This window comes from Nonomuraea sp. NPDC049709 (assembly GCF_040674815.1).
Taxonomy (GTDB): domain Bacteria; phylum Actinomycetota; class Actinomycetes; order Streptosporangiales; family Streptosporangiaceae; genus Nonomuraea.
This window is the reverse complement of record NZ_JBFANM010000111.1, coordinates 1-23,500: the sequence shown is the minus strand read 5'-3', so window position 1 is coordinate 23,500 and position 23,500 is coordinate 1. Positions and strand designations below refer to the sequence as shown.

General features: G+C 72.0%; 23 protein-coding genes and 1 pseudogene. 8 read left to right on the top strand and 16 right to left on the bottom strand.

Annotated features, from left to right (window positions below; genetic code table 11):
* The first annotated feature begins 57 nt into the window (after window positions 1-57).
* The 3 genes from AB0J69_RS55760 (at window position 58) to AB0J69_RS55750 (ending at window position 1,865) form a co-directional block, all read left to right on the top strand.
* On the top strand, window positions 58-981 hold the full coding sequence (locus AB0J69_RS55760) for a serine hydrolase domain-containing protein (protein WP_364136333.1): 924 nt from the start codon (window positions 58-60) through the stop codon (window positions 979-981).
* 273 nt (window positions 982-1,254) lie between these two features.
* Window positions 1,255-1,674 carry a hypothetical protein gene (locus AB0J69_RS55755; RefSeq protein WP_364136331.1) on the top strand — a complete coding sequence of 140 codons (420 nt, stop codon included), beginning with the start codon at window positions 1,255-1,257 and terminating at the stop codon, window positions 1,672-1,674.
* A complete protein-coding gene (locus AB0J69_RS55750; protein WP_364136329.1) occupies window positions 1,671-1,865 on the top strand; it encodes a helix-turn-helix transcriptional regulator in 195 nt (64 codons plus the stop codon). The genes AB0J69_RS55755 and AB0J69_RS55750 overlap by 4 nt, the downstream gene beginning before the upstream one ends.
* Window positions 1,866-2,099: 234 nt before the next feature.
* On the opposite strand, the gene AB0J69_RS55745 is transcribed toward AB0J69_RS55750, so the two are convergent.
* From AB0J69_RS55745 to AB0J69_RS55725, 5 genes and pseudogenes are all read right to left on the bottom strand, one after another.
* Window positions 2,100-2,531 (bottom strand): cold shock domain-containing protein, encoded by a 432-nt coding sequence (locus tag AB0J69_RS55745; protein ID WP_364136327.1) that lies wholly within the window; start codon window positions 2,529-2,531, stop codon window positions 2,100-2,102.
* Window positions 2,532-2,787: 256 nt separating this feature from the next.
* On the bottom strand, window positions 2,788-3,012 hold the full coding sequence (locus AB0J69_RS55740; protein ID WP_364136363.1) for a hypothetical protein: 225 nt from the start codon (window positions 3,010-3,012) through the stop codon (window positions 2,788-2,790).
* Window positions 3,013-3,077: 65 nt separating this feature from the next.
* Window positions 3,078-3,407 (bottom strand): annotated as a pseudogene (locus AB0J69_RS55735) (TetR family transcriptional regulator); the annotation flags it as partial.
* 148 nt (window positions 3,408-3,555) lie between these two features.
* Complete coding sequence (locus AB0J69_RS55730) at window positions 3,556-5,202, bottom strand: RecQ family ATP-dependent DNA helicase (RefSeq protein ID WP_364136325.1); 1,647 nt, start codon at window positions 5,200-5,202, stop codon at window positions 3,556-3,558.
* 92 nt (window positions 5,203-5,294) lie between these two features.
* On the bottom strand, window positions 5,295-5,987 hold the full coding sequence (locus tag AB0J69_RS55725; protein ID WP_364136323.1) for an MBL fold metallo-hydrolase: 693 nt from the start codon (window positions 5,985-5,987) through the stop codon (window positions 5,295-5,297).
* 108 nt (window positions 5,988-6,095) lie between these two features.
* Here AB0J69_RS55725 and AB0J69_RS55720 point away from each other — a divergent pair, with 108 nt between their 5' ends.
* Window positions 6,096-7,037: a LysR family transcriptional regulator gene (locus tag AB0J69_RS55720; protein WP_364136321.1), complete on the top strand. Its 942-nt coding sequence runs from the start codon at window positions 6,096-6,098 to the stop codon at window positions 7,035-7,037.
* A gap of 101 nt (window positions 7,038-7,138) precedes the next feature.
* Here AB0J69_RS55720 and AB0J69_RS55715 read toward each other — a convergent pair whose 3' ends face one another.
* Both AB0J69_RS55715 and pyrH read right to left on the bottom strand, forming a co-directional pair.
* Window positions 7,139-7,660 (bottom strand): phosphoribosyltransferase family protein, encoded by a 522-nt coding sequence (locus tag AB0J69_RS55715; protein WP_364136319.1) that lies wholly within the window; start codon window positions 7,658-7,660, stop codon window positions 7,139-7,141.
* The gene (gene pyrH, locus AB0J69_RS55710; RefSeq protein ID WP_364136317.1) at window positions 7,660-8,388 is read right to left on the bottom strand and encodes a UMP kinase; all 729 of its coding nucleotides are present in this window, start codon (window positions 8,386-8,388) and stop codon (window positions 7,660-7,662) included. The genes AB0J69_RS55715 and pyrH overlap by 1 nt, the downstream gene beginning before the upstream one ends.
* 407 nt (window positions 8,389-8,795) lie before the next feature.
* Between pyrH and AB0J69_RS55705 the strand changes: the two genes are divergently transcribed.
* Both AB0J69_RS55705 and AB0J69_RS55700 read left to right on the top strand, forming a co-directional pair.
* The gene (locus AB0J69_RS55705) at window positions 8,796-10,253 is read left to right on the top strand and encodes an FAD-dependent monooxygenase (RefSeq protein ID WP_364136315.1); all 1,458 of its coding nucleotides are present in this window, start codon (window positions 8,796-8,798) and stop codon (window positions 10,251-10,253) included.
* Complete coding sequence (locus tag AB0J69_RS55700) at window positions 10,250-10,858, top strand: TetR/AcrR family transcriptional regulator (RefSeq protein ID WP_364136313.1); 609 nt, start codon at window positions 10,250-10,252, stop codon at window positions 10,856-10,858. Before AB0J69_RS55705 ends, AB0J69_RS55700 begins: the two co-directional genes overlap by 4 nt.
* 15 nt (window positions 10,859-10,873) lie before the next feature.
* On the opposite strand, the gene AB0J69_RS55695 is transcribed toward AB0J69_RS55700, so the two are convergent.
* The 4 genes from AB0J69_RS55695 to AB0J69_RS55680 all read right to left on the bottom strand — a co-directional run bounded on the left by AB0J69_RS55695 (window position 10,874) and on the right by AB0J69_RS55680 (window position 15,359).
* Complete coding sequence (locus tag AB0J69_RS55695) at window positions 10,874-11,509, bottom strand: HD domain-containing protein (RefSeq protein ID WP_364136311.1); 636 nt, start codon at window positions 11,507-11,509, stop codon at window positions 10,874-10,876.
* Window positions 11,510-11,728: 219 nt separating this feature from the next.
* Window positions 11,729-12,568: a universal stress protein gene (locus tag AB0J69_RS55690; RefSeq protein ID WP_364136309.1), complete on the bottom strand. Its 840-nt coding sequence runs from the start codon at window positions 12,566-12,568 to the stop codon at window positions 11,729-11,731.
* Between the two features lie 140 nt (window positions 12,569-12,708).
* Entirely contained in the window at window positions 12,709-14,781 is a 2,073-nt protein-coding gene (locus AB0J69_RS55685; RefSeq protein ID WP_364136307.1) for a beta-galactosidase, read from the bottom strand.
* A gap of 122 nt (window positions 14,782-14,903) precedes the next feature.
* On the bottom strand, window positions 14,904-15,359 hold the full coding sequence (locus tag AB0J69_RS55680) for a MarR family winged helix-turn-helix transcriptional regulator (RefSeq protein WP_364136305.1): 456 nt from the start codon (window positions 15,357-15,359) through the stop codon (window positions 14,904-14,906).
* Between the two features lie 232 nt (window positions 15,360-15,591).
* Here AB0J69_RS55680 and AB0J69_RS55675 point away from each other — a divergent pair, with 232 nt between their 5' ends.
* A complete protein-coding gene (locus tag AB0J69_RS55675; RefSeq protein WP_364136303.1) occupies window positions 15,592-15,873 on the top strand; it encodes a hypothetical protein in 282 nt (93 codons plus the stop codon).
* A gap of 43 nt (window positions 15,874-15,916) precedes the next feature.
* On the opposite strand, the gene AB0J69_RS55670 is transcribed toward AB0J69_RS55675, so the two are convergent.
* The 4 genes from AB0J69_RS55670 to AB0J69_RS55655 form a co-directional block, all read right to left on the bottom strand.
* On the bottom strand, window positions 15,917-17,869 hold the full coding sequence (locus tag AB0J69_RS55670; protein WP_364136301.1) for an ABC transporter ATP-binding protein: 1,953 nt from the start codon (window positions 17,867-17,869) through the stop codon (window positions 15,917-15,919).
* Window positions 17,866-19,599: an ABC transporter ATP-binding protein gene (locus AB0J69_RS55665; protein WP_364136359.1), complete on the bottom strand. Its 1,734-nt coding sequence runs from the start codon at window positions 19,597-19,599 to the stop codon at window positions 17,866-17,868. The genes AB0J69_RS55670 and AB0J69_RS55665 overlap by 4 nt, the downstream gene beginning before the upstream one ends.
* The gene (locus tag AB0J69_RS55660; protein WP_364136299.1) at window positions 19,599-20,195 is read right to left on the bottom strand and encodes a helix-turn-helix domain-containing protein; all 597 of its coding nucleotides are present in this window, start codon (window positions 20,193-20,195) and stop codon (window positions 19,599-19,601) included. Before AB0J69_RS55660 ends, AB0J69_RS55665 begins: the two co-directional genes overlap by 1 nt.
* Window positions 20,196-20,291: 96 nt before the next feature.
* Complete coding sequence (locus AB0J69_RS55655; protein WP_364136297.1) at window positions 20,292-20,942, bottom strand: acyl-homoserine-lactone synthase; 651 nt, start codon at window positions 20,940-20,942, stop codon at window positions 20,292-20,294.
* A gap of 167 nt (window positions 20,943-21,109) precedes the next feature.
* On the opposite strand from AB0J69_RS55655, the gene AB0J69_RS55650 reads away from it, so the two are divergent.
* Window positions 21,110-21,880, top strand: coding sequence for an SDR family NAD(P)-dependent oxidoreductase (locus AB0J69_RS55650; protein ID WP_364136295.1), 771 nt, complete (start codon window positions 21,110-21,112; stop codon window positions 21,878-21,880).
* Window positions 21,881-21,895: 15 nt separating this feature from the next.
* Here the strand turns inward: AB0J69_RS55650 and AB0J69_RS55645 are convergent.
* Window positions 21,896-23,500: LuxR C-terminal-related transcriptional regulator (locus tag AB0J69_RS55645; RefSeq protein WP_364136293.1), on the bottom strand; the 1,605-nt coding region annotated here is incomplete at its 5' end.

The following is a 23,500-nucleotide window of genomic DNA, read 5'->3' as shown; positions in this document are numbered from 1 at the left end:
AACTCCGACCGAACACCGGCAACGCGGCTTCGTGACCGGACCGCCGCTCTGACCAGGATGGCCGGCTACGGCGCCCACGACCCGCTCATGGTCGGCGTACAGCGGGACAGCGCACCGCCCGCCTTCCTGACCCGTGGACGGACCGCAGGCGGGGAGCCGTTGACTGCCGGCACGATCGTCTGCACCGCATCGCTGTCCAAACAGATCACGGCCGCCTGCGCGGCCCTGCTCGTGCGACAGGGTCGGCTGGACACCGAATCAACTTTGGCGCAGTGGATGCCCGAGCTCCCCACGTGGGCGGCCACCGTGCGCCTGCGCCACCTGATCTCCCACACGAGCGGCCTGCCCGAGGGCGTCGAATTCGACGATCTCCATCGCGCGAAGCTCGACCGCACCACCGCCGGCGTCATCCGCGCACTTGTCCGGCTCGACCACCTCGTCAGCGCACCGGGGACCGAATACCGCTACTGCAACGCCGGCTACGTCTGCCTGGCCGTCATCATCGAACGCGCGGCGCGCCGGCCGCTGCCCGACTTCGCCCGCGAGCACGTGTTCACCCCGCTCGGGATGGCCAACAGCCGATACTGGCCCGGCCCGGCCCCGCATCCGCCCCGAGCCGCACCCCTCGCCCCGCACTACCCGGCACCGCTGTCCCTGGGCGACGGCGGGGTCTGGTCCACACTCCCGGACCTCATCCGCTGGAACCAGGCCCTGCAACGTGACGAGCTGGGCGTCTCCGCGCTCCTGCAGACGCCCGGCCGCCTGGACGACGGCACGCAGCTCGACTACGCGTGGGGCCTCGACGTCCGCGAGCACGCAGGCCGACGGATCTACCGGCACGGCGGCAGGTGGGCCGGGCTGAACGCGCAACTCGTCCGCCTCGCCGATCAGTGCTCCAGTTTCGTCATCATCGCCCTGGACGACGACGAGGACCGCACGGCCACTCTGGCCGAAGCCATGATCGAGGAACTCACAACCTAGGTCTCGTCGTCCTGGTGGCCAGCGGCTCAGCTCCGCAAGTCGCAGCGGGCTGCCGGTGAAGCCGCCAAGGAAAGAAGTGGCCGCGCACGCGCCGACCGGCCATGCCCGTACCGGCGCCGGCGGTGGAGACCGTCGCGCGGGCGCTGCCGTGATCACGGGCGGGCAGCTCGCCGCTGGGGCCGGCTCGGCCGATGTCAAGTGAACTTGACATCGCGACGGGCGCCTTCTACCGTGTCAAGTGAACTTGACTTCGCACCGCAGGGAGGGCAACGCGTGCAAGCACACAACGCGACCGGGGACTATCGGGAATCGATCAGGAGCACCGTTCGACTAGCACTCTGGACACTCGCCTGGGCGGCGAGCCTTGCCTTGGCCAAGTTCGGTCCCGAACGGGCGTGGGACTCGCAGCAACCGGTGGCGAGCTGGGCCGCGGTCGGCGCCAATCTGGCCATCGGCATCGGATGGATCGTCGCCTTCACCCGCTTCCTCCGAGAACAAGATGAGTTGCAGCGGAAGATCGTGCAGGATGCGCTGGGGATCACCCTAGGAGTGGGATGGATCGGCGGATTCGCCTACGTCGTCGCGGACGCCGCCGGTCTCGTCACCTACGACGTCGACATCGCGGCCGTCCCCGTGTCCCTGGGAGTCGTCTACCTGCTCGCCGTCATCGTCGGCAAGATCAGATACCGATGAAGAACCGCATCACGGAACTCCGGGCCGAACGTGCCTGGACGCAGGCTGACCTGGCTCAGCGTGTCAGCGTGTCAAGGCAGACGATCAACGCCATCGAAACAGGGAAGTTCGATCCAAGCCTTCCCGTCGCCTTCCGCCTCGCCAAGGTGTTCGACCTGAAGATCGAAGAGCTCTTTCTCGACGATCAATGAAGCACCGGCGGGCAGCCGCCGCCGGAAATCGTCAATGCGATCCTGTACGTGGTGCGCTCGGGCCGCCTCCGGGGCGATCATCCGCTGGGGTGCGGAGAAGAACGCCGCCGCGCTGATGGGGCCGGCCGCGCACCGGCTGGGCCTGGCCCTCGGGGTGGGCGGGAGCGGCCGCCCTCGACTGGGTGGAGCCGACCGGTTTGCCCGGAGACGCGGGCTCCTGGGCAAGGCGTCAGGTCAGTTCTCCACCCATCCGTGGGCCCGGCCGTAATCGACGAACTGCTTTCGCACTTCGATGATCTGGGCGCCGGTCAGCGACGGCACGTGCCGCAGCAGCATCTCGGTCACGTCGGTCAGGAACTCACGGGACGCGAGGACGTCGCACATCCCGTCGTCGTCCGCCGCGGACCCGGCTCGCCGCTCCCAGTCCGGGGCCGAACCGAGGGCGCTGTCCGCCGGGTCGACGATGCGCACCGACAGGACCTTCGGCCCGCGGTCGCCCGCTATCGCCTCGTACCTGACCGTCAGGCCGACCTGCAGCAGGTGGCGGCTCTCCCCGAAGTCGTTCGCGTGGAAGAAGACGTCCTCCCCGCCGCCTACCGGTGCGATGAACCCATAACCCCGAACGTCGTCAAACCTGATGATTTTTCCCGCAGAAACCACGACCACGCCGCCCAATCACCACTCAAGACACCAACTCACACACAACCGCGCACACCGGGCCCGCCGCGCGCTTTTCCACAACGGGACGAGGCTTCGCGGTGCGCGAGGGACGCGCATGGATGATAACCCATGCCGGGGTCCACCACCGCCTCCCATCGACGCGCGGGCGCCCGTCCGAGCGCCGTGCGGACAGCGGGGTCCTGGGCGGACGTGGGCTGCCCGTGCGAACGCCAACTCCCGGGGCCTACGTGGGGGCCGCCGGTCAGCCAGGGTTGTCGCGCAGGATGGCGAACGCCTGGTCGGCCAGGCGCCGGGCTGTCTCAAGCCGGCGCTCCTCCTCGGGGAGCTCATGAAAGGCGAGGACGGTGGCGCGCAGCGCGGCCACGCTGGCGCGCCAGCACCGAGGCACGCAGGGCCAGCCCCGTCGTACGGGTGCCGGCCAGGTCGAGCAGGGCGTGCGCACCGCCACGTACGGCCTCTCGGCCACGGGCCTGGCCCGCACCAGCCGCGCGAACTCCGGGAACAGGTCGATGACCTCCCCAGGACGAGGTCCTCCTTGGACGGGAAGTAGCGGAAGAAGGTCCGCTCGGTCACGCCCACGGCCTCGGCGATGTCGCGCACCGTGGTCTCGGCGAATCCGCGCTCCTCGAACATGCGCGTGGCGGCCTCCTGCAAGGCCCGCCGCGTCGCCTCCTTGTGCTGCTCGCGCCGAGTCCACGCGGGTGCCGCTGCTGGGCGGCCGTACGCCGAGCGGGTGGCGCAAGGACTTCCTGGGGCAGTACGCCGGCTCGGGCGTGACCCACCGGGAAGGCATCTTCCAGGAGTACACCGAAGGCGACACCAAGGAGGTCTACCTCGTCGAAGGCCGGGCGGCAGCGGCACACCGCCCTGGTGGCCCGGCTGGACAAGCGCATGGCGGAGCTGAGCTCCTGCAAGGGAGCGGCCTGCCGCACCTCCGGCTGAGCAGCGGTCGCCGCGGGGAGACTCGGAGGGGGAGTCTTCCCGCCACGACCCAGACCTTTCATTCCGTTCAGATGCGCTCGGGGCGCAGGACGTCCTCCACGGCGGCCAGCGACAGCGTCTTGTAACCGACCGTGTCGAACAGCACGGTGATCCGGTCGGGTTCGCGCCTCATGACCGTGCCCGGCCCCCACGTCTTGTGCGTCACCTTCGCCTGCACGGCGAACGGCCCAGCCCCGGCGTCGGGCTCGGGGCCGGCGCCGCCGTGGCAGGTGTCGCACGAGCCGCACCTGCCCGCGTACGGCTCGCCGAAGTATTCGAGCAGGAACCGGCGGCGGCAGCCCCTGGTCGCGGCGTAGCCGCGCATCATCTCGATCCGTGACTCGTCCACGCGGTGCCGCGTCTCGTCCAGCGCGGCGGCCCGCTCGGCGGCGCGTTCCGGAGTGAGCCCGCGTGCGGTGTAGCGCAGGTCGCCGGTGCCGGTCGCGGTGAGCGCGCCCGCCTGTTCCAGCAGGTTGACGAGCCTGGTGAGGTGGGACGTGGTCACCCGCAGCAGCGCGGCCAGCTCGCGGGCGGGCACCGTACCGGCGTGCTCGCGGACCAGCGTGGCCACCCGCAGCAGCGCCTCGCGGTCGGCCCGGCCGCCGGCGAAGAACCGGCGCAGCCCCAGGTCCTCCTGCCGGTAGAACAGCACCGCCGAGGCGGGCGCGCCGTCCCGGCCCGCCCGGCCGATCTCCTGGTAGTAGGCGTCGGGGGACTCCGGTGGCTCGGCGTGCAGCACGTACCGTACGTCGGGCGAGTCGATGCCCATCCCGAACGCCGACGTCGCCACCACGGTGTCCAGGTCGCCCGCGGTGAACAGCTCCTGTACGCGGGTGCGCTCGGAGGTCCGCATCCCGCCGTGGTAGGGCTCGGCCCGGCGGCCCAGATCGGCGAGCGCTGCGGCGTACTCCTCGGTCTCCTTGCGGGTGGCGACGTACACCAGGCCGAGGCCCGGCCGCCCGGCGGCGTACGAGATCAGCTGCCGCCTCTTGTCCTCCTCGCGGACGAAGCGTCGCACCTCCAGCGTGATGTTCGGCCGGTCGAACCCCCTGACGATCTCCACCGGGTCGGCGAGGCCGAGCGAGGCGACGATGTCCTCGCGCACGTTCGGCGCCGCGGTCGCCGTCAGCGCCACCACCGGCGGGTGCCCGAGCCGTTCGATGACCTTGCCGAGCCGCCGGTAGTCGGGGCGGAAGTCGTGGCCCCAGGACGAGACGCAGTGCGCCTCGTCGATCGCGATGAGCGAGGGCCGGGCCCGCGCGAGCCGTTCGACGACCTCGGTCTTGGCGAGCTGCTCCGGCGACAGGAACACGAACCCCGCCTCCCCGGCCGTGACCAGCTCCAGCCCGGCCTCGACGGAGGTGGTCGAGTTCACCGCCACGGCGCCGCCGGCATCGGCCTTGAGCAGGCCGGTCACCTGGTCGCGCTGGAGCGCGATGAGCGGCGAGACGACGATCGCCGGGCCGTCGAGGAGCTGGGCGGGCACCTGGTAGACGGCCGACTTCCCCGCTCCCGTGGGCATGACGAGCAGGACGTCACGCCCGGCGAGCAGGTGCTCCATCGCCTCCTGCTGCCCCGGCCGCAGCCCCCGCCAGCCGAACCGCCGCCTGGCCGTCGCCCGTAACCGCCGCCCCCGCCGCCCGAACCGGCGCTTCAGCGCGATCCCCAAGCCCATGTGCCACTCACCTTTCGACGCGGTGCGCGGCCAGTACCCACCCTGACCCGCCCCATGCGCGGCCGGGGTGAGAGTCCGGGTCCGGCTTGTTGTCAATCCTCCATGAGGACCTTGGTGAGGGCGGCGTGGGCGTCGGTGATGGGTTCGCCGTGGCCGACGCAGGCCAGCGGCACGTCGATCTCCGCGAGCCGGCGGAAGGAGCGCAGCATCTCGGCCCGGTCGAGGTTGAACACGCCGGGCATGACCCGGCCGCCGACGTGCGCGACGGTGTCCCCGGTGAAGAGCACGCCCGCGCGCGGCAGGTGGACGGCGATGCTGCCGTCGGTGTGGCCGGGGGTGTGGATCACCCGGGCGCCGCCGCCGACGTCGATCAGGTCACCGTCCTCCAGCTCGCGATCCACCCGGCAGGCGGGCGCGGGCGGCAGCAGGTGGGCGCCGAGGCTGCGGTGCAGGGCCCGCTCCTCGTCCGTGAAGAGCGGCGGCGGGGCGGGCCGTTCGCCGCGGATGACCGGCGCCTCCAGCCGGTGGGCCAGCACGCTGACGTCCCCCCAGCCGCTGACCTCGGCCGCGCCGCCGCAGTGGTCCTCGTGGAAGTGGGTGAGCACGACGCGCTTGACGTCGCTCGTACGAAAGCCCAGCTCCTCGATCGCGCTCGCGATCTCGCCGCCTGACGTGGCGATCCCGGTGTCGACGAGCGTGAGCGCGCCCGCGTCGTTCCACAGGTACGCCTGGCCGAACTCGAGCAGCAGCAGATGCAGCTCAGGACGGATTTCCACGATCTCCATGTCGTTACCCCCTCCGGCAGGTGCCAGCCAACACGCGGGAGGCCGGTGACGTCCAACAGCCATCCCGGCCGAATTGACAACCAGCGGTTTTGATTCCAGGCTCGCGGCGTGGAGGCAGACATCGAGGGCCTGCGCGCGTTCGTCGTCACGGCGGAGGAGCTGCACTTCGGGCGGGCCGGCCAGCGGCTGTTCATCAGCCAGCAGGCGTTGTCGAAGCGGATCCGCCGGCTGGAGCAGGCACTCGCGGTGCCGCTGTTCGAGCGGACCACGCGCGCCGTGGAGCTGACCGAGGCGGGGCGGCGGTTGCTGCCGCACGCCGTGGAGGCGGTGTCGGCGTTCGACCGGGCGGTCCGTACGGTACGCGCGGTGGACGAGCCGCTGCGGGTGGACGTGTACGACGAGCGGTTCACGCCGCTGCGGATCGTCCGCCGGGTGAGCGAGCTCGATCCCCGGGTACGCGTCGAGCTCAGCATGCGGCAAGGGCTGTCACCGGCGTTGCCGACCCTGCGCCGCCAGGAGATCGACGCGGCGTTCGGCCGGGTCCACGACACGCCGGCGCCCTGGCCCGCCGAGCTGGCGTACCGGCTCGTCCACCTGGAGCCGATCCACGCCTTCGTCCCCGAGGACCACCGCCTGGCGGACCGCCATGTGCTGCGGCCCGCCGACCTGCGCGAGGCGGGCATCGCGATGCCCGACCCGGCGGGCGCGGCGGAGTGGCGCGGCTACCTCGAACGGCTGGCCGCCCGGTTCGGCATGCCGTTGCGCTTCAACGCCCCGGCCATCGGCCTGGACCATCTCGTGGAGCAGTTCCTGCGGGAGAAGTCGGCGGTGGGGCTGGGCGAGATGAGCATCGACCCGGTGGGCAGCGGCCTGCGCCGCATCCCGATCGCCGACCCGACACCGCTGCTGCCCTGGTCGGTGGTCTGGCACCGGCGCAACCCGCGGCCCCTCCTGCGCACGCTGCTGAGGCACCTGCCTGCCCCTGCGCTCCCGCCGCCGTCCGATCCGCGGGTCTGGGTCCCGGAGACCGACCTGACGCCTTTGACGTGACGGGAGCATCGCCGCCCACCGTCAGGGGATGGAGCGGAGGTCGAAACTGTCCGGGTCCGGGTCCGGGTTCGCGTCCGGATCAGGTCCCTCCGGTGGAGCCGTCAGGCTCGGTCCAGGTCCGAGCGGGTCAGGAGCGCGAGGAGGCCGATCCCGTGCGCGGCCAGGGCCTGCGCGCCGCCCTCCTGCCGATCGATGACGCACAGGGCGTGGTCGATCCGGGCCCCCAGCTCGCGCAGCCGGCCCGTGGAGATGGCTATCTGGCCGCCCGAGGTCACCACGTCCTCGACGACCAGGACTCGCCGCCCCTTGACCTCGGCGCCCTCGGCCAGCCGGGCGGTGCCGTAGGGCTTCGCCGTCTTGCGGACGAACGCGCACGGCAGCCCGGTGTGCCGGCCCAGCGCCGTGACCACCGCGATGCCGCCCATCTCCAGGCCGGCCAGCACCTCGGTCTCCGGAGGGACCAGCGGCGCCATCGAAGAGGCCAGCTCGTCCAGGAGTACGGGGTCCGCCTCGAACTGGTATTTGTCGAAGTATTCCGTGGCCACGCGCCCCGAGCGCAGGACGAACCGGCCGGTCAGCCTGCAACCGGCGCCGACCCGGCGGGCGAGATCCGCTTTGCTCATCATGCCGTGGTGTCGCTGGTGATGCGGGTGCCGACGTCCTCGCCCTCGCAGATCGCCCGCATGACGCCCCTGGCCGCCACGTCGAAGACGTGCATGAGGAGGCCCTGCTCGTCGGCGAGCACGAAGGCGCTCTGGTCCATGACCCGCACGCCGGCCGCGAGGGCCTCCCGGTAGGTCAGGTTGGTGTAGCGCTTCGCGTGCGGGTTGGCGTTGGGGTCGCTGTCGTACACGCCGTCCACCCCGCGCTTGGCCACCAGGAGCGCATCGGCCTCGAGCTCCAGGGCCCGCTGCACGGCCGGGTAGTCGGTGGTCACGTACGGCTGGCCGATGCCGCCGGCGAGGAGCACGATCAGGCCGCGGCGCAGGTGCCGGTCGGCGCGGAGCCGGATGAAGGGCTCGGCCACGCTCTCCATGGGCATCGCGGTCATGACCCGTACGTCCGTCTCCGAGCGGCCGGTCAGCACGCCGCGGAGCATCAGCGCGTTCATGACCGTGCCGAGCATGCCGATGTTGTCGGCTTCCGCCCTGCCGATGCCCCAGCCCTGCGCCATCCTCCCGCGGAAGTAGTTGCCGCCCCCGATCACCACGGCGATCTCGACGCCGAGCTGGTGCACCGAGAGGATCTCGTTCGCCAGCTGGGTCAGGCTCTCCGGGTCCGTGCCCCATCCGGCCTCGCCCGCCAGCGCCTCGCCGCTGAGCTTGACCACGACACGTGAGTAGCGACGCATCCTGTTCCCTTCGCGGCCGCGCGCTCGGCGACCCGGTCAAGGATACTCAGCGAGGTCCGCCAGCAGCGGGGTGGGCGTCGTCACCTCATCTGTCGTCACCTCATCTCACGAATTCTGCTTATACCTATACAAAGCGGACAGCGAGTCATAATATGGTCACGCCTCAGTCGGGGGCTGAGGCCCAAACGTTCACCGTCCCACGCTGGGACGGCGCAGGATGCGGACCTGGTCGGGGGCCAGGGTCGTGTCCGCGGCCAGGGAAGGACCGGGCGGCGACTCGCCGCCGGAGAGCCCCGTGGGGCGCCACGACCCTGCGCACGACCTCTGAGATCACCGTGCTGGACACGCCATCTGCCTACGTGTTATTTGTTTACGGTACCGTTCCGTAAATAAATCGGGAGGTCTCCGTGGACACCGAGGTCCTGATCGTCGGTGCCGGGCCGGTGGGGCTGGCGCTGGCGTGCGCGTTGCTGCAGCACGGCGTCTCGGCACGGGTGGTGGACCGGGCTCAGGGTCCGGCCACCACGTCGAGGGCCAACTTCGTGCACGCGCGCGGCTCGGAGGTGCTGGACCGGCTGGACGCGCTCGGCGGCCTGCCCGAGGAGTCGGTGCGGGCGATGACGATCACCACGTACGCCGGGGACCGGCCGATGATGCGCGTCCGGTTCGGCGACCCCGGTCTGCGGACCGCCGCTCCCCCGATGGTGATCTCCCAGGCCCGGGTCGAGGCGCGCCTGCGCGACCGGCTGGCCGAGCTGGGTGGGCGGCCGGAGTGGAACGCCGGGCTGGTGGCGGCCGACCAGGACGGCTCGGGGGTCACGGCCGTGCTGGGCGACGGGCGTACCGTGCGGGCGGGCTGGCTGGTCGGCTGCGACGGGACCGGCAGCACCGTGCGCAAGCTCGCCGGCATCGGCTTTCCCGGGGTCAAGGTCAGCGAGCGCTTCCTGCTCGTCGACGCCCGCCTCGACACGACGCTCGACCGCTCGGGGACGAGCGGCTGGGTGCACCCCGACGGCATGATCGGCCTGATGCCCATGCCCGGCGACCAGTGGCGGCTGCTGGCCTACGACGCCACGTTCCGCGACGACAAACCGGGCGAGGAGCAGATCGTCGAGCGCATGCGGCGCATCCTGCCGGAGCGGACCGGCCTGCCCGGCATCCGGCTGCTGGACGCCACGTGGGGGTCGCTGTTCAGCGTGCACCGCCGCCTGGCCGACACCTACCGGCGCGGCCGCATTCTGCTGGCCGGGGACTCCGCGCACGTGCACGCGCCGTTCGGCGGGCAGGGCATGCTCACCGGGCTGGGCGACGCCGAGAACCTCGCCTGGAAACTGGCCCTGGTCATCGGGGGCGGGGCGGGTGAGCGGCTGCTGGACACGTACGAGGCCGAGCGCCGCCCCCTGGCCACCCAGGTCCTGCGTGGCAGCACCGCGGTCACCAAGCTCAACATCGCCGCGAGCCCGGCCGGCCGGTTCCTGCGTGACCGGATCATGGTGCCGGTGTTCGGCCTGTCCTGGCTCCAGCGCTGGGCCACGTACACCACCTCCCAGCTGTGGGTCAGCTACCGGCGCGGCCCGCTGGGCGGTCGCGGCGGCCGGCCGCGGCCCGGCGACCGGATCCCGGACGTGGCCTGCGAGCGCCCCGACGGCACCCCGACCCGGCTGCACGCCGAGCTGCGCGGCCACTGGGCCGTCCTCGGCGGCCACGACCTGTTCGAGACGGCCCGCCGGCGGCTGGGCGAGCGGGTCGTCCACCTCCGCCCGGCGAGCCCGCTCCCCGATATGCTCGTACGCCCGGACGCCCATCTGGCCGGCAAGGGCGGCCCCGCCGAGATCACCCGATGGCTGGACGGAGCACTCGCTTGACCGCTGCCCGAGGGCGCGGACGCCCCCGCGACCCCGAGACCGACGCCGCGATCCTGCGTGCCGCGCTGGAGCTGTTCGTCGAGCGCGGCGTCGAGGGCACCAGCATGGAACAGATCGCCAAGCGGGCAGGGGTGGGCAAGCTCACCGTCTACCGTCGCTGGAGCACCAAGGAGGACCTGATCGCCCAGGCCGTCGAACAGGCGGTCAGCGCCGACCTGACCCCCTCCCCCGCCGACGTCGAGGCCCTGACGCCCCAGGAGATCATCGAACGCCTCCTCCCCGCGGCGGCGGAGACGGCCGCCACTCCGGCGTTCCGCGCCATGGCCGCCCGGATGATGGGCTCGGCCGTCAGCCACCCGCAGCTGATGGCCGTCTACTGGAAGCACCACATACTGCCGCGCCGCGAGCTGGCGGTCGCCATGTTGCGGCGCGCCCAGAAGGACGGCACCGTGGCGGCCGACGCGGACCTGGACGTGCTCATCGACATGATGTCCGGGGCGGTGACCTGGCGCGTGCTCCAGCCCGACCCGCCCGACACCGCCGAGATGCTCGACTACCTCAAGGCCGTCTACCGCCAGGTCGGGCTGTACCGGCCAGGGCCCTGACCACCAGGCGCGCGCTCACTCCGGCCAGGGCGAGTCGAGGATGGTGTCGACGAAGTTGCCACGCCGGTAGCCGGGCACGTACCGCTCGAGGACGTCGGCCTTGACGTTGCCGAACGTGGTCTCCGGTTTGGGCGCGATGCCCTCGGTGAACGCCTTGAGGATCTCCCGCTTGAAGTCCGGCCGGGGGTGCAGGGCGGTGATCTCGGCGCGCTGCGCGTCGCTGAGGTCGTGGTAGCCGATGCCCAGCACGTCATATTCCACCCCGGCCGTGACCAGCGCCACCTCCGGCTCCATGAACTCGGGGATGCCCGGCGTGGTGTGCAGCGCGATGGCCGTCCACACCCGGCGGATGCTGTCCTCCGGCACCTGGTTCTCCTGCAGGAAGCGCCGGGCCGCGTCGGCCCCGTCCACCTCGAAGCGCCGGCCGCTGCCGCGGTGCTCCTCGTTCAGCCCGAGGTCGTGGAACATCGCCCCGATGTAGAGCAGCTCGGGGTCGAAGCTCAGGCCGCGGTTGCGGCCCTGGAGGGAGCCCCAGAAGTACACGCGGCGCGAGTGGTGGTAGATCAGGTCGCTGGTCGCCTCGCGTACCAGGGTGGTGGCCGCTTCGGCCAGCTCGGTGTCGGGGACGGCGATCGTGCTGCTGCTGGACATGTGAAATCTCCTGGATCAGGCGAGGCTTTCCGGCCGGTCAGGACCGGGTTTCGGCCGGCGGCGCCGGAGCGCCCGGTCGTGCCTGCGCAGGAGTGAGATACCGCTGATCGGCGTAACACCAACCCCAACGGTCACCCGGTTTCCGGCGAGGCGGTCGCCGCGAGCACGGCCCGTGGGCGGCGGCGGGCCGGCCCGGGCTCGACGCGGCTTCGCGGGTGGTCAGGGTTGCTTCGCACGCGGGCGTACCACGGCGATCGGGCAGGTCAGGTGGTGCAGGACCGCGTGGCTGACCGAGCCGAGCACCGCGGAGGCGAAGCCGCCGAGGCCGCGCGAGCCCACGACCACCAGGTCGGCCGTGCCGCCCGCCTGGATCAGCGCGTTCACCGGGTGGCCGGTCACCTGGTCGTCGGTGATCGTGACGTCGGGGTTCTTCTCGCGCCACGGCACCACGCGCTCGGCCGCCGCGCGGGTCTCCTCCTCGAAGATGTCCGACAGCATCGTGCTGTAGGCCATCGCGTACGGGGAGAAGGCCGGCATCTGCCAGGCGTAGACCACGTGCAGCGGAACTCCGCGGGCCCGGGCCTGGTCGACGGCGTACAGCATGGCGGCCTCGGAGTGCTCGGACCCGTCGTACCCGACGACCACCTGTCCGTACCGCACCACGGAAGGCCCGCGGACGATCACCACCGGCCCGGCGGCGTGCCCGGCCACGCCCAGGCCGACCGAGCCCAGGAGCATCTCGGCGAACCCGCCGAGCCCCCGGCTACCCAGCACCACGCTGTCCGCGGTCGCCGACTCGGCGATCAGGGTGTCGACCACGTTCCCGGTGAGCAGGTCGGTGCTCACCTCGACGTCGCGCGTCAGGGCACGGACCCGGTCCGCCGCCGCGCCCAGCGTCCCTTGGCAGTATTCGACCCCGTGGGAGCCGTAACGCCACTGCTCGCAAATGTGCACGATCCGTACGGCCGACCCTCTGCGCTGGGCGTCTTCCGCCGCCCACTCCACGGCCGCGGCCGCCGGTGCGGACCCGTCCACGCCGACCACGATGTGCCTGGTCATCACGCGCCTCCTCCGCTCTCACCTCCAGCCTCGCGCGGCACGCGCCCCGGCGCGCGGGACCGAGGTCCCGGATCCGTGGGACGTTGGTCCTCACCGTACGCGCACGCCCGGTCATCGAACGGGCACCCTGAGGCGGCCGCCTACGACGTCTCCACCAGCACCCGCACGTCCCACGGGCCGAGCCGCAGCTCAGCCCCCACCGCATGAGCTCGCCCCCCAACGACGTCGTGCACGGCGACCGGGGCCACGACGGCCGCCTCCTCCCACGACCAGTTGTGCAGGAAGCGCAGCCGCCGCCCGTCCGTCGCGGTGGCGCCGGTCGAGGTGACCCCGGCCGGCAGGCCCGTCCACGGCCCGGCGTCCGGGACCAGCCAGCCGAACAGGGCCCGGCCCAGTGCCGGGTTGGGCACCGTGCCCACATAGGTGACCCGGCCCCGGCCGTGCTCGCGGGTGGTGATCGCGGCGAACTGCCCGAAGTGCGGGTGCCGGTAGCCGGCGAGCACCTGCGCCCCGTCGGCGTGCAGGCCGTCCGCCCACCGGGTGCCCGCCGCGTCCGGCGGCAGCGCGAACCCCGGCCGGGCCTCGACGGGGAGGTCGGCGGCGAGGTTGCTGAACTCGTCGTACCAGGCGCCGGCGGCCTCCGACAGTCCGGCCGGCTGCACCTCGCGGCGGGCCCGCGCCTCGTGGTCGGCGTACGCGCTGCGCGGCCCCAGCACCAGGTGGCCCCCGGCCGCCGCGTACGCCCGCAGCCACTCCAGCGTGGCGTCGTCGATCACGTAGAGACCGGCCGCCACCAGCACCGGGTGCCGCTCGGCCAGCCCGGCGGGCGCCTCGGCGACGGCCTGGCCCGCGTGCAGCACCCGCACCTGCCGTCCGGCCTCGAAGGCGCCCCGGTAGAAGGCGTCGAAGATGCTCTCGTAGGAGCGCCGGTCCGGCCCGCCGCCGGCCGCCGCCAGCGCGGGCTGCTCGGCCAGCGCCCACTTGCTCGGCGTGGAGTAGAGCATCGCCACGTCGGCGTCCGGGGTCAGCCCAGCGACCAGGCTGCCCGCCCGCTCCAGCTCCGCCCCGATGCGCGCGATCTCCCGGTACGTACGCCCGGGACGCCCGCTGTGCGGCAGCACGCCACCCCAGTACGTCTCGGTGCCGAACACCAGCGTCCGCCACTGCCAGTACTCGACCATCGACGCGCCCCGCGACACCAGCGCCCACGCCGCCTGCCGCCACTGCCCGTCATAGGCCGGCTGGTTCGCCCACGACGCCCCGATGGCCTGCGCGTTGGTCTCGGTGACCAGGAACGGCTCCTGCCGCGAGGAGAACATCCGGTCGGCCGCCCGGTAGAACGCCCACGTGCCCTGCGTCGTCCAGTGCTGCCCCACGTCCTGCCGGGCGGGCAGGGCCAGGCCGTCCTGCATGGCGTAGTACGGGTTGCCCGCGGTGACGTCCAGTCGGCGGGTCAGCTCCTCGTCGGCCACGCCCGGCCGGTCGTACGCGATGCAGGTGGTCACGAACTGACCCGCGCGGGCGTACTCGCGCACGATGCCGGCCTGCCAGGCGATGAACTCGGTGACCTGGTCGGCCTGGAACCGCCGCCACGCCTGGGTGTACTGGGGCTGGGCGTTGCCGTCGGGGGTCCACAGGTCGGCCCAGGTCGACAGCCGGTGCGACCAGTAGACGAGCCCCCATTCCCGGTTCAGCGTCTCCACGTCCCCGTACCGCTCGCGCAGCCGGTCCACGAACCGCTGGAACACACCGTGATTGTGCGGCAGGTACGGGCCGGGCTCGTTGTCGACCTGGAAACCGATCACCGACGGGTGGCCGGCGTAGCGTTCGACGACCTTGCGGATGATCCGCTCGGCGTGGAAACGGTAGGCGGGGTGGGTGAAGTCCATCTCCTGCCGCGCGCCCCACCCGATCCGTTGCCCGGTGCTCCGCTCCCCCGCGATCTCGGGGTACAGCCGGGCCAGCCACGGCGGCACCGCGTACGTCGGGGTGCCGAGGATGACGGAGATGCCGCGCTCGTGCGCCCCGTCCAGCGTCGGCTGCAACCAGTCCAGGTCGAACCGGCCGTTCTCCGGCTCCCAGGTGGACCACACCGACTCGCCCACCCGGATCACCGAGAAGCCCGCCTCGGCCATCAGGTCCAGGTCGGTCTCCAGCAGCTCGGCGGGGTGGTATTCGGGATAGTAGGCGGCGCCGAAGAGCACTCGCTGCACGTCTTCTCCCTCTCGTGTGATCCAGGGTCCGTAAGGGGCCCTCGCTATGACTACGTAGTCAGGGAACCCTGCTGGCCGCGCGCCACGATTGTCAAGGGGGCCATGAATGGTCTCCGAGCTCGTCAGAGGAGCTTGGCCAGGAGCGCGCCGAGCTGGTCGCGCTCGTCGGGGGTGAGCGCCGAGAAGGTGTCGTCGAGGAACGCGGGGATCGACGCCCGGGCGGCGGCGAGCCGCCGGCGGCCGGCGGCGGTGATGGTGACGGCGTAGGAGCGCCGGTCGTCGGGGTTACGCTCCCTGCGCACGTGACCGGCCCGCTCCAGGTCGTCGCAGACGCCGACCATGACGCTCCGGTCGATGCGCAGCTCCTCGCTGAGCGCCTGCTGGGAACAGGGACCGACGGCGTCGAGCATCTGGAGCACGAGGTGCTGCCCGACCCCCAACCCCTCCTCCCCCGCGTGCGCGTCGGCGGCGCGCGCCACGGCGGCCGAGGCCCGGCACAGCGCGATGTCGAGGCGCTCGGCCGCGAGCTGCTGGAAATACGCCGGCCGCACCCGCCCGGCCGCCCTGCTGGTCGCCATGATCCCATCCTACCGCAGGTCCATCTACTCACAGATTGTTTGACATCAGACGATTGGTGGCCGTACGGTCCAAATCATCTGCCAGCAAATTGTTTGTACGCAGATGATGACATCGACCGAGGAGACCCGCCGTGACGCTGAACCTCACCCCCGACGAGTTGCTGAGCACCACCCGGGCCGTGCGCAAACGCCTCGACCTCACCCGGCCGGTGCCCAGGGAGCTGATCGAGGAGTGCGTGGACCTGGCCGTACAGGCGCCGACCGGGTCTTCGACGGTCTGCGCCATCTGGCGGAGAACATCCACCGCGTGCCCGCGTTCGTCATCCCCGGCGTGGAAGGGCGCACCGACCGCGCCCCGGTGAGCGTGCAGGCCGGCGCGTGGGGATCGATCCTGCCCGCCGTGTGGAGCTTCATGCTGGCCGCGTTCATCCCGCTGGCCTACACCCTCGGCACCGACTTCAGGCCCGCCCGCCGCATCCCGCGCGAGGAGGTCCTGCACTGGGACCGCTGGTGAGCGCCCGCCCGGCACGGACCCCCGCGGGCCCGTGCCGGGCGCTCTAGTCGACCTCCACGACGGCCTGGGCGAACTGGGCCGAGTACAGCCCGGCGTAGACGCCGCCCGCCGCCAGCAGCGACTCGTGGGTGCCCTGCTCGACGATCCGCCCGTCCTCCATGACCAGGATCAGGCTGGCGTCGCGGATCGTGGACAGGCGGTGGGCGATCACGAAGCTCGTACGCCCCTGGCGCAGCGAGCTCATGGCTCGCTGGATGAGCACCTCGGTCCGCGTGTCGACCGAGCTGGTCGCCTCGTCGAGGATCAGGATGGCCGGCTCGGACAGAAACGCCCGGGCGATCGTGATCAGCTGCTTCTCGCCCGTGCTGACCGTCGCGCCCTCCTCGTCGATCACCGTGTCGTAGCCGTCGGGCAGCGTGAGCGCGATGCGGTCCACGTGGGCGGCCCGCGCGGCGGCCTCGATGTGTTCGCGCGTGGCGTGCTCCGCCCCGTAGCCGATGTTCTCCGCGATCGTGCCGCCGAACAGCCAGGTGTCCTGCAGCACCATGCCGATGTTGGCGCGCAGCTCCTCCCTGGACATCTCGGCGATGTCGACGCCGTCGAGCGTGATGCGGCCGCCGGTCACCTCGTAGAAGCGCATGATGAGGTTGACCAGCGTCGTCTTGCCCGCCCCGGTGGGGCCGACGATGGCCACCGTCTGGCCGGGCTCCACGGTCAGCGACAGGTCCTCGATCAGCGGCCGGTCCTCCTTGTAGCGGAAGGACACGTTCTCGAACGCGACGCGGCCCCTGACCTGCGCGGGCCGCGCGGGCTCGGCGGGCTCGGCGGACTGCTCGGGCGCCTCCAGCAGCTCGAAGACCCGTTCGGCCGAGGCGATGCCCGACTGCACCAGGTTCGCCATGCCGGCCACCTGGGTCAGCGGCTGGCTGAACTGCCGCGAGTACTGGATGAACGCCTGCACGTCGCCCAGCGAGATCGAGCCCGAGGCCACCTTGAGCCCGCCCACCACGGCGACCAGCACGTAGTTGAGGTTGCCGATGAACATCATCGCCGGCTGGATGAGGCCGGAGATGAACTGGGCGCGGAAGCTGGAGGTGAACAGGGCCTGGTTGTGCTCGGTGAAGGTCTCGGCGGCCTCCTTCTGCCGGCCGAACACCTTGACCAGCGTGTGCCCGCCGTACATCTCCTCGATGTGGCCGTTGAGCTTGCCGGTCGACGACCACTGCTTGATGAACTGCGGCTGCGACCGCTTGCCGACGACAGCGGTGACGTAGACCGACACCGGCACCGTGACCAGCGCGATGAGCGCCAGGATCGGCGAGATCCAGAACATCATCGCCAGCACGCCCACCACGGTCAGCGCCGACGAGATGAGCTGGCTCATCGTCTGCTGCAGCGTCTGGGCGATGTTGTCGGTGTCGTTGGTGGCGCGGCTGAGGATCTCGCCGCGCGGCTGGTCGTCGAAGTAGCTCAGCGGCAGCCGCCCCAGCTTGGCCTCGATCCGCTCCCGCAGCCGGGACGCGGCCCGCTGCACGACGGTCGTGGTCAGCCGGAACTGCACGATCCCGAGCAGCGCCGCCACCACGTAGATCGCCAGCACCCAGGCGAGCACCACGGCCAGCGCGGTGAAGTCGATGCCCTGCCCGGGCACGACGTGCATCGACGAGACCATGTCGGCGAAGGTGTCCTGGCCCCGGGCGCGCAGCCCCGCCACGGCCTCCTCCTTGGTGGCCCCCGCGGGCAGCTGGGCCCCGATGATGCCGGAGAAGATCAGGTCGGTGGCGTGGCCGAGGATCTTGGGGCCGATCACGGTCAGCGCGACGCTGAGCGTGCCGAGGGCGAGGACGACGATCAGCAGCGCGCGCTCGGGGCGCAGCAGCCGCAGCACGCGGCGGAGCGTGCCGCCGAAGTCGAGGGCCTTCTCGGCGGGCCCGGACATCATCCTGCCGGGGCCGAAGGCGGGCTGGGGGCGGCGCGCGGGCGCCTCGGTCGTCACGCCGCCTCCTGCTCGGTGAGCTGGGACAAGACGATCTCCCGGTAGGTCGGGCAGGTGGTCATGAGCTCCGCGTGGTCGCCGCTGCCGACCACGCGGCCGTCCTCGAGGACGAGAATGCGGTCGGCGTCGCGGATGGTGTTCACCCGCTGGGCGACGATGATCATCGTGGCGTCGGCGATCTCCTCGGCCAGCGCCGCGCGCAGCCGGGCGTCGGTGGCGTAGTCGAGGGCGGAGAACGAGTCGTCGAACAGGTAGATCTCCGGCCGGTGCACCAGGGTCCTGGCGATGGCCAGGCGCTGGCGCTGGCCGCCGGAGACGTTGGTGCCGCCCTGGGAGATCGGCTCGTCCAGGCCGCCCGGCATCGCCTCGACGAACTCGCGGGCCTGGGCCACCTCCAGGGCGCGCCACAGCTCCTCGTCGGTCGCGTCCGGCCGGCCGTACCTCAGGTTGGAGGCGACGGTGCCGGAGAAGAGGTAGGGCGACTGCGGGACCAGGCCGACGGTGCGGGCGAGCATGGTGGGGTCGAGGTCGCGTACGTCGACGCCGTCGACCAGCACCTCGCCCGCGCTCGCGTCGAACAGCCGCGGGACGAGGTTGAGCAGCGTGGTCTTGCCGCTGCCCGTGCTGCCGATGATCGCGGTCGTCCGGCCCGGCCGCGCCGTGAAGGTCACCTCGCTCAGCACCGGCTCCTCGGCGCCCGGGTAGCGGAAGCCCACCGACCGCAGCTCCAGCTCGCCGATCCGCCGTTCCGGGATGACGGGGGTGGCCGGCGGGTGGACGGTCGGCTCGGTGCCGAGCACCTCCTCGATGCGCTCGGCGCAGACCTCGGCCCGCGGGATCATCATGAACATGAACATCGCCATCATCACCGACATGAGGATCTGCATCAGGTAGGAGATCACCGCGGTCAGCGCGCCCACCTGCATGGTGCCGTCGGCGATGCGGTCGCCGCCGAACCACACCACGGCGACGCTGGACACGTTCACCACGAGCATGACCGAGGGGAACATCAGCGCCATCAGCCGGCCGACCCGCAGCGACACGTCGGTCAGCCGCTCGTTGGCCACGCCGAAGCGCTCGCGCTCGTGCCTGTCGCGGACGAAGGCCCTGATGACCCGGATGCCGGTGATCTGCTCGCGCAGCACCTGGTTGATCCGGTCGATGCGCTCCTGCATGGTGCGGAAGAGCGGGCGCATCCGCCAGATGATCAGGCCCACGATGGCGATCATCACGGGCAGCACGACGAGCAGCAGCGACGACAGCGCCGCGTCCTGGCGCAGCGCCAGCACGATGCCGCCGACGCACATGATCGGCGCGGTCACCATCATCGTGAACGTCATTAAGACGAGCAGCTGGACCTGCTGCACGTCGTTGGTGGTCCGGGTGATCAGGGTCGGCGAGCCGAACCTGTTGACCTCCTGGGCGGAGAAGTCCTGCACCCGGTTGAAGATCCCGGCCCGCAGGTCCCGGCCCAGGGCCATCGAGATCAGGGCGCCGTAGTAGACGGCCACGACCGAGCAGACGATCTGCACGAGCGTCACCCCGAGCATCACCAGCCCGATGCGCAGGATGTAACCGGTGTCGCCTTTGACGACACCGTCGTCGATGATGTCGGCGTTGAGGGTGGGGAGATAGAGCGTGGCCAGCGTCTGGACGAACTGGAAGAGGACGACGAGCGTGATCTCTTTCCCGTACGGCCTGAGCTGGACCCGCAGGAGGCGGAGCAGCATCAAGAGGGGCTTTCTGTCGAAGGATCGGGAACGGGCCGCACGAGCAACCCGTCGAGCAGCACGGAGACGATCTCCTCGTCGTCCATGTCTCCGAACTCGCCGGCCTGGCCGAAGGCACGGTGCACGCTCACCGCGACCAACATGAGCAGCAGCTGCGCCGTGGCCTCGGGAGAGCGGCGCAGCCGGTCGCGGTCGGGCTCGACCAGGGCGGCGAGCGCGGCGTGTATGCGGCGCCGGCTCTCCACCATCCGCGCGCCGAACTCGGCGTCGTCGGCCAGCAGCTCCCTGGGCGCGGCGATGAGGTTGGCGTTGGCGGCCATCCCCTTGCGCAACATCGAGACCGCCTCGCGCAGCCGCGCCCGCAGCTCCAGGTGGGTGCCGATGGCGGCCAGCGCGTCCACCACCGGCTGCGGGTCGAAGGCGCTCATCAGCGCCGCCCGCAGCAGTGAGGCCTTGTCGGGGAACACGCCGAAGATCGTGCCCTCGGCCACGCCGGCGGCCTCGGCGATCTGGCGGGTGCTCAGCGCGGTGCCGTGTTCGCGCAGCAGGGGGAGCGTGGCGGCGATGAGCGCGGCACGACGGTCTTCCGGCGCCATGGCAGGCACCCTTCGCCTTCTGTTCATGACGAACAGCGTAATGAGCGAGTACTCACTCGTTCAACCGGATTATCCCCATGGCCGGGTGAAAGGCGCTTACTCCAGGTCTGTCACGTGGCCATCCGCGCAGCTCAGCAGCCCTGCCGGAGCGGGGAGCACTTTCTCCAGAAAATCCCGGGTCGACGTGGCGTAGGCCGCGCAGAGCAGCCTGCCCAGCCGGGTCGCCCGGCCGTCGCCGAGGCGGTGGGTCGGGATGCCCATCGCGTTGACGCTGCGTTCCAGGGCCACGCTGGACACCGCGAGAACGGTGTGACCGTGCCGGTCGACCCAGCGGAACGCCTCCCGCAGCAGCGTCCGGGCCAGCGGGCCCAACCCCGCCGTCGCGGAACGCGACCAGGCGCGGCCGGTGGCCAGGCGGCTGAGCTCCCAGACGGCCGGATCACGGGGAGCCGGGCCGCCGCGCAGCGTCTCGGTGAAGACGTCGCGGATCATGTAGGGCCCGTCGGTGGGCAGCAGCCGGCAACATCCGGTGACCTCCCTGCAGCCCTCCAGGTAGCTGATCACGTAGACCGGATCGCAGTCGTCGTAGGAATCGCGTTCGCGGCCGTGGACGCTGCCGACGTCCCAGCGGAGGCGTTCGTAGAACACCTCGTGGCGCAGCCGGAACATGCCGTCGAGCAGCCAGGCGGGCAGTTCCCCCGCCCGGCCGACCGTGATCTGTTGCGCGCATCTGTCCCCCGTGCCCACGAGCACCCTCCGCTCCGACGATCGTTTCCCCTCCCTTGTTCGCGGCGGCGGCGTTTCCGGATGGCGTGGGCCGGTTGACCATGCCCGGCGGAGGCCGTAGAGAGGAAAGGTCTGCCGTTCCACGCACGCTCCAAGATCCACGTCCCACGACACGACAGGAGAGCTCGATGCGCGGTTTAACGGGCAAGCGAATCGTCGTCTGCGGAGGCGCCTCCGGCATCGGCGCGGCCACCGCCGCGCGGCTGGGCGAAGAGGGCGCCAAGGTGGTCGTGGGCGACATCAACCTGGCCGGCGCCGAGGCGACCGTCAAACTGATCACCGAGGCCGGCGGCACTGCCGTGGCCGTCCCCTTCGACCTGGCCGACGAGCCGTCCGTACGCGCCCTGTTCGACCGGGCGGTGGCCGAGTACGGCGGCGTCGACGGCCTGTTCAACGTTGGTGCGGAAGTGTCGGTGGAGACCCTCGACCGCGACGGCGACGTGGCCGGGATGGACCCGGCCATCTGGCGGCGCACGTTCGAGGTGAACCTGATCGGCTACGCCCTCACCTGCCGTACGGTCATCCCGCTGCTGCTGGAGCAGGGCGGTGGCGCCATCGTGAACACCTCCTCCGGAGCGGCGAACACGCCCGAGCCGGTGCGCGCCGCGTACGCCGCCTCCAAGGCGGGCGTCAACACCCTCACCCGGCACATCGCCACCCGCTGGGGCAAGGAAGGCATCCGGTGCAACGGCGTGGCACCCGGCCTGGTGCTCAGCCAGACCGCGCTGTCCAGGCTGGACGACGAGTTCAAGGCCATGGCGTTGCGGATCACCCGCAGCCCGCGGCTGGGCGAGCCCTCCGACCTGGCGGCGGCGGTGGCGTTCCTGCTGTCGGACGACGCCGAGTGGGTCAACGGCCAGACGTGGGCGATCGACGGCGGCGCCACGCTGCGCGACTGAGGGTCCCGGGTGTGCTCACGCGGGCGGGCCGAGGTCGATGCCCGCCAGCTCGGCGCGCGAGGAGACGCCCAGCTTGGGATACGCCTTGTAGAGATGGAAGCCCACGGTCCTGGGGCTGAGGAAGAGCTGGGCGCCGATCTGCCGGTTCGTGGCCCCCGTCGCGGCCAGCCGGACGACCTGGAGCTCCTGAGGGGTCAGCGTGCCGAGCGCCGCGCTCCCGGCGGCCCGCTTCGGCTCGGCCGCGTGCACGCCCGCCGCGGCCAGCTCGGTGCGGGCCCGCTCGGCCCAGGGCGCGGCGCCCAGCGCGGTGAAGCCCTCCAGCGCGGCGCGCAGCTGCGTACCGGCGTCGGCGCGGCGGCGGGCGCGGCGCAGCCACTCGCCGTAGAGGAGCCGGGTCCTCGCCTGCTCGAACGGCCGCCCGCCCCGGGCGTGCAGCGCGAGCGCCGCGTCGTAGTGCGCCTCGCTCTCGCCGCGTGCGGCCAGCAGGGCCCGGCAGCGGTACGCGACCGCCCCCGCCCACGGCCGGCCGCTGGCCTCGGCCCAGGCGTCGAACCGGGCGAACGCCTCGGCCGCCCGGTCCGGCCGGTTCAGCCGGGCGCAGGCCTCGACGTGGTCGGCGATGGCGAACGTGACGATCACGGTGTGGCCGAGCGGGCCGTCCAGGATCCGCGCCATCCGCTCGGCCGCGGCCTCGTAGCGGGCTCGTACCAGGTCGAGCAGGGTCAGCGCGCAACCGCCCCAGCCGGAGCCGTTGCGCTCCTGGGCGGTGCCCTCCGCCTGGGCGGCGAGCCGCCGGCACTCCTCGTCCTCGCCCCGTACGGCGGCCAGGCGGGCCAGGATGCCGTGCAGGTGCCGCAGCCGCCCCGCCTGCCCGGTGTCGTGCGCGATCCGCCAGGCCTCGGCTCCCGACTCGGCGGCTTCGGCGTGCCTGCCGCGCAGGATCTGCGCCTGGGTGAGCAGTTGCAGGGCGTGCGGTAACGCGCCGACGAGCCCCCGGCGGCGGCAGTCGTCCACCTGGGCGGCGGCCAGCTCGCAGGCCGCGTCGTCGTCGCCGGTCATGAGAGCGCCGAACACGGCGTAGGTGCCGGCGATCCGATCGGTCACGTCCCCCACTGGGAGAGCGGCCCGCAGGAGCGGCACGCCCGTGACCGGATCTCCGGCGGCCACCCGCTCCATCCCCCGCACGGCCGCGACCACCCCGGCCAACCGGCCCTCCACACCGTCCCCTCCGGGTCCCGCGCCGGTCGGGTTGGGCTCCGCGCCGGCCGCTCGGAGTTCCGCGCCGGTCGGGCGGGGCTCCTCGTTGGTCGGGTGGGGCACCGCGCCGGTCGCGAGGGGCACCTTGCCCCTGCCGAGCGACTCCAGGAGGTCGGCGGCGCGGCCGAGCGCTACCCGGTCTCCGGCGAACCAGGCGTCGCCGGCGGCTGTGGCGAGCAGGGAGGCCGCCTCGGCGGGCGCGATCAGCGCGACGCCCTCGGCGGCGGCGATCAGCATGTGCGCGGCCGGTGCCGGATCGCCCTGCTCGGCCTCGACCGCCGCCCGTACGCTGGCCAGCCGGGCCAGCACCAGCGGGTCCGTGGTCAGGCGACGGCCCCGCTCCGCCGCGGCGCCGGCGCGGGG

Excerpts from the sequence above, each read along its gene's own strand:
- AB0J69_RS55660 (WP_364136299.1), bottom strand. The coding sequence starts at position 20,195 with ATGGCGCCGGAAGACCGTCGTGCCGCGCTCATCGCCGCCACGCTCCCC.
- AB0J69_RS55715 (WP_364136319.1), bottom strand. The coding sequence starts at position 7,660 with ATGAGCAAAGCGGATCTCGCCCGCCGGGTCGGCGCCGGTTGCAGGCTG.
- pyrH (WP_364136317.1), bottom strand. The coding sequence starts at position 8,388 with ATGCGTCGCTACTCACGTGTCGTGGTCAAGCTCAGCGGCGAGGCGCTG.
- AB0J69_RS55730 (WP_364136325.1), bottom strand. The coding sequence starts at position 5,202 with ATGGGCTTGGGGATCGCGCTGAAGCGCCGGTTCGGGCGGCGGGGGCGG.
- AB0J69_RS55665 (WP_364136359.1), bottom strand. The coding sequence starts at position 19,599 with ATGCTGCTCCGCCTCCTGCGGGTCCAGCTCAGGCCGTACGGGAAAGAG.
- AB0J69_RS55650 (WP_364136295.1), top strand. The coding sequence starts at position 21,110 with ATGCGCGGTTTAACGGGCAAGCGAATCGTCGTCTGCGGAGGCGCCTCC.
- AB0J69_RS55750 (WP_364136329.1), top strand. The coding sequence starts at position 1,671 with ATGAAGAACCGCATCACGGAACTCCGGGCCGAACGTGCCTGGACGCAG.
- AB0J69_RS55690 (WP_364136309.1), bottom strand. The coding sequence starts at position 12,568 with ATGACCAGGCACATCGTGGTCGGCGTGGACGGGTCCGCACCGGCGGCC.
- AB0J69_RS55725 (WP_364136323.1), bottom strand. The coding sequence starts at position 5,987 with ATGGAGATCGTGGAAATCCGTCCTGAGCTGCATCTGCTGCTGCTCGAG.
- AB0J69_RS55760 (WP_364136333.1), top strand. The coding sequence starts at position 58 with ATGGCCGGCTACGGCGCCCACGACCCGCTCATGGTCGGCGTACAGCGG.
- AB0J69_RS55680 (WP_364136305.1), bottom strand. The coding sequence starts at position 15,359 with ATGGCGACCAGCAGGGCGGCCGGGCGGGTGCGGCCGGCGTATTTCCAG.
- AB0J69_RS55695 (WP_364136311.1), bottom strand. The coding sequence starts at position 11,509 with ATGTCCAGCAGCAGCACGATCGCCGTCCCCGACACCGAGCTGGCCGAA.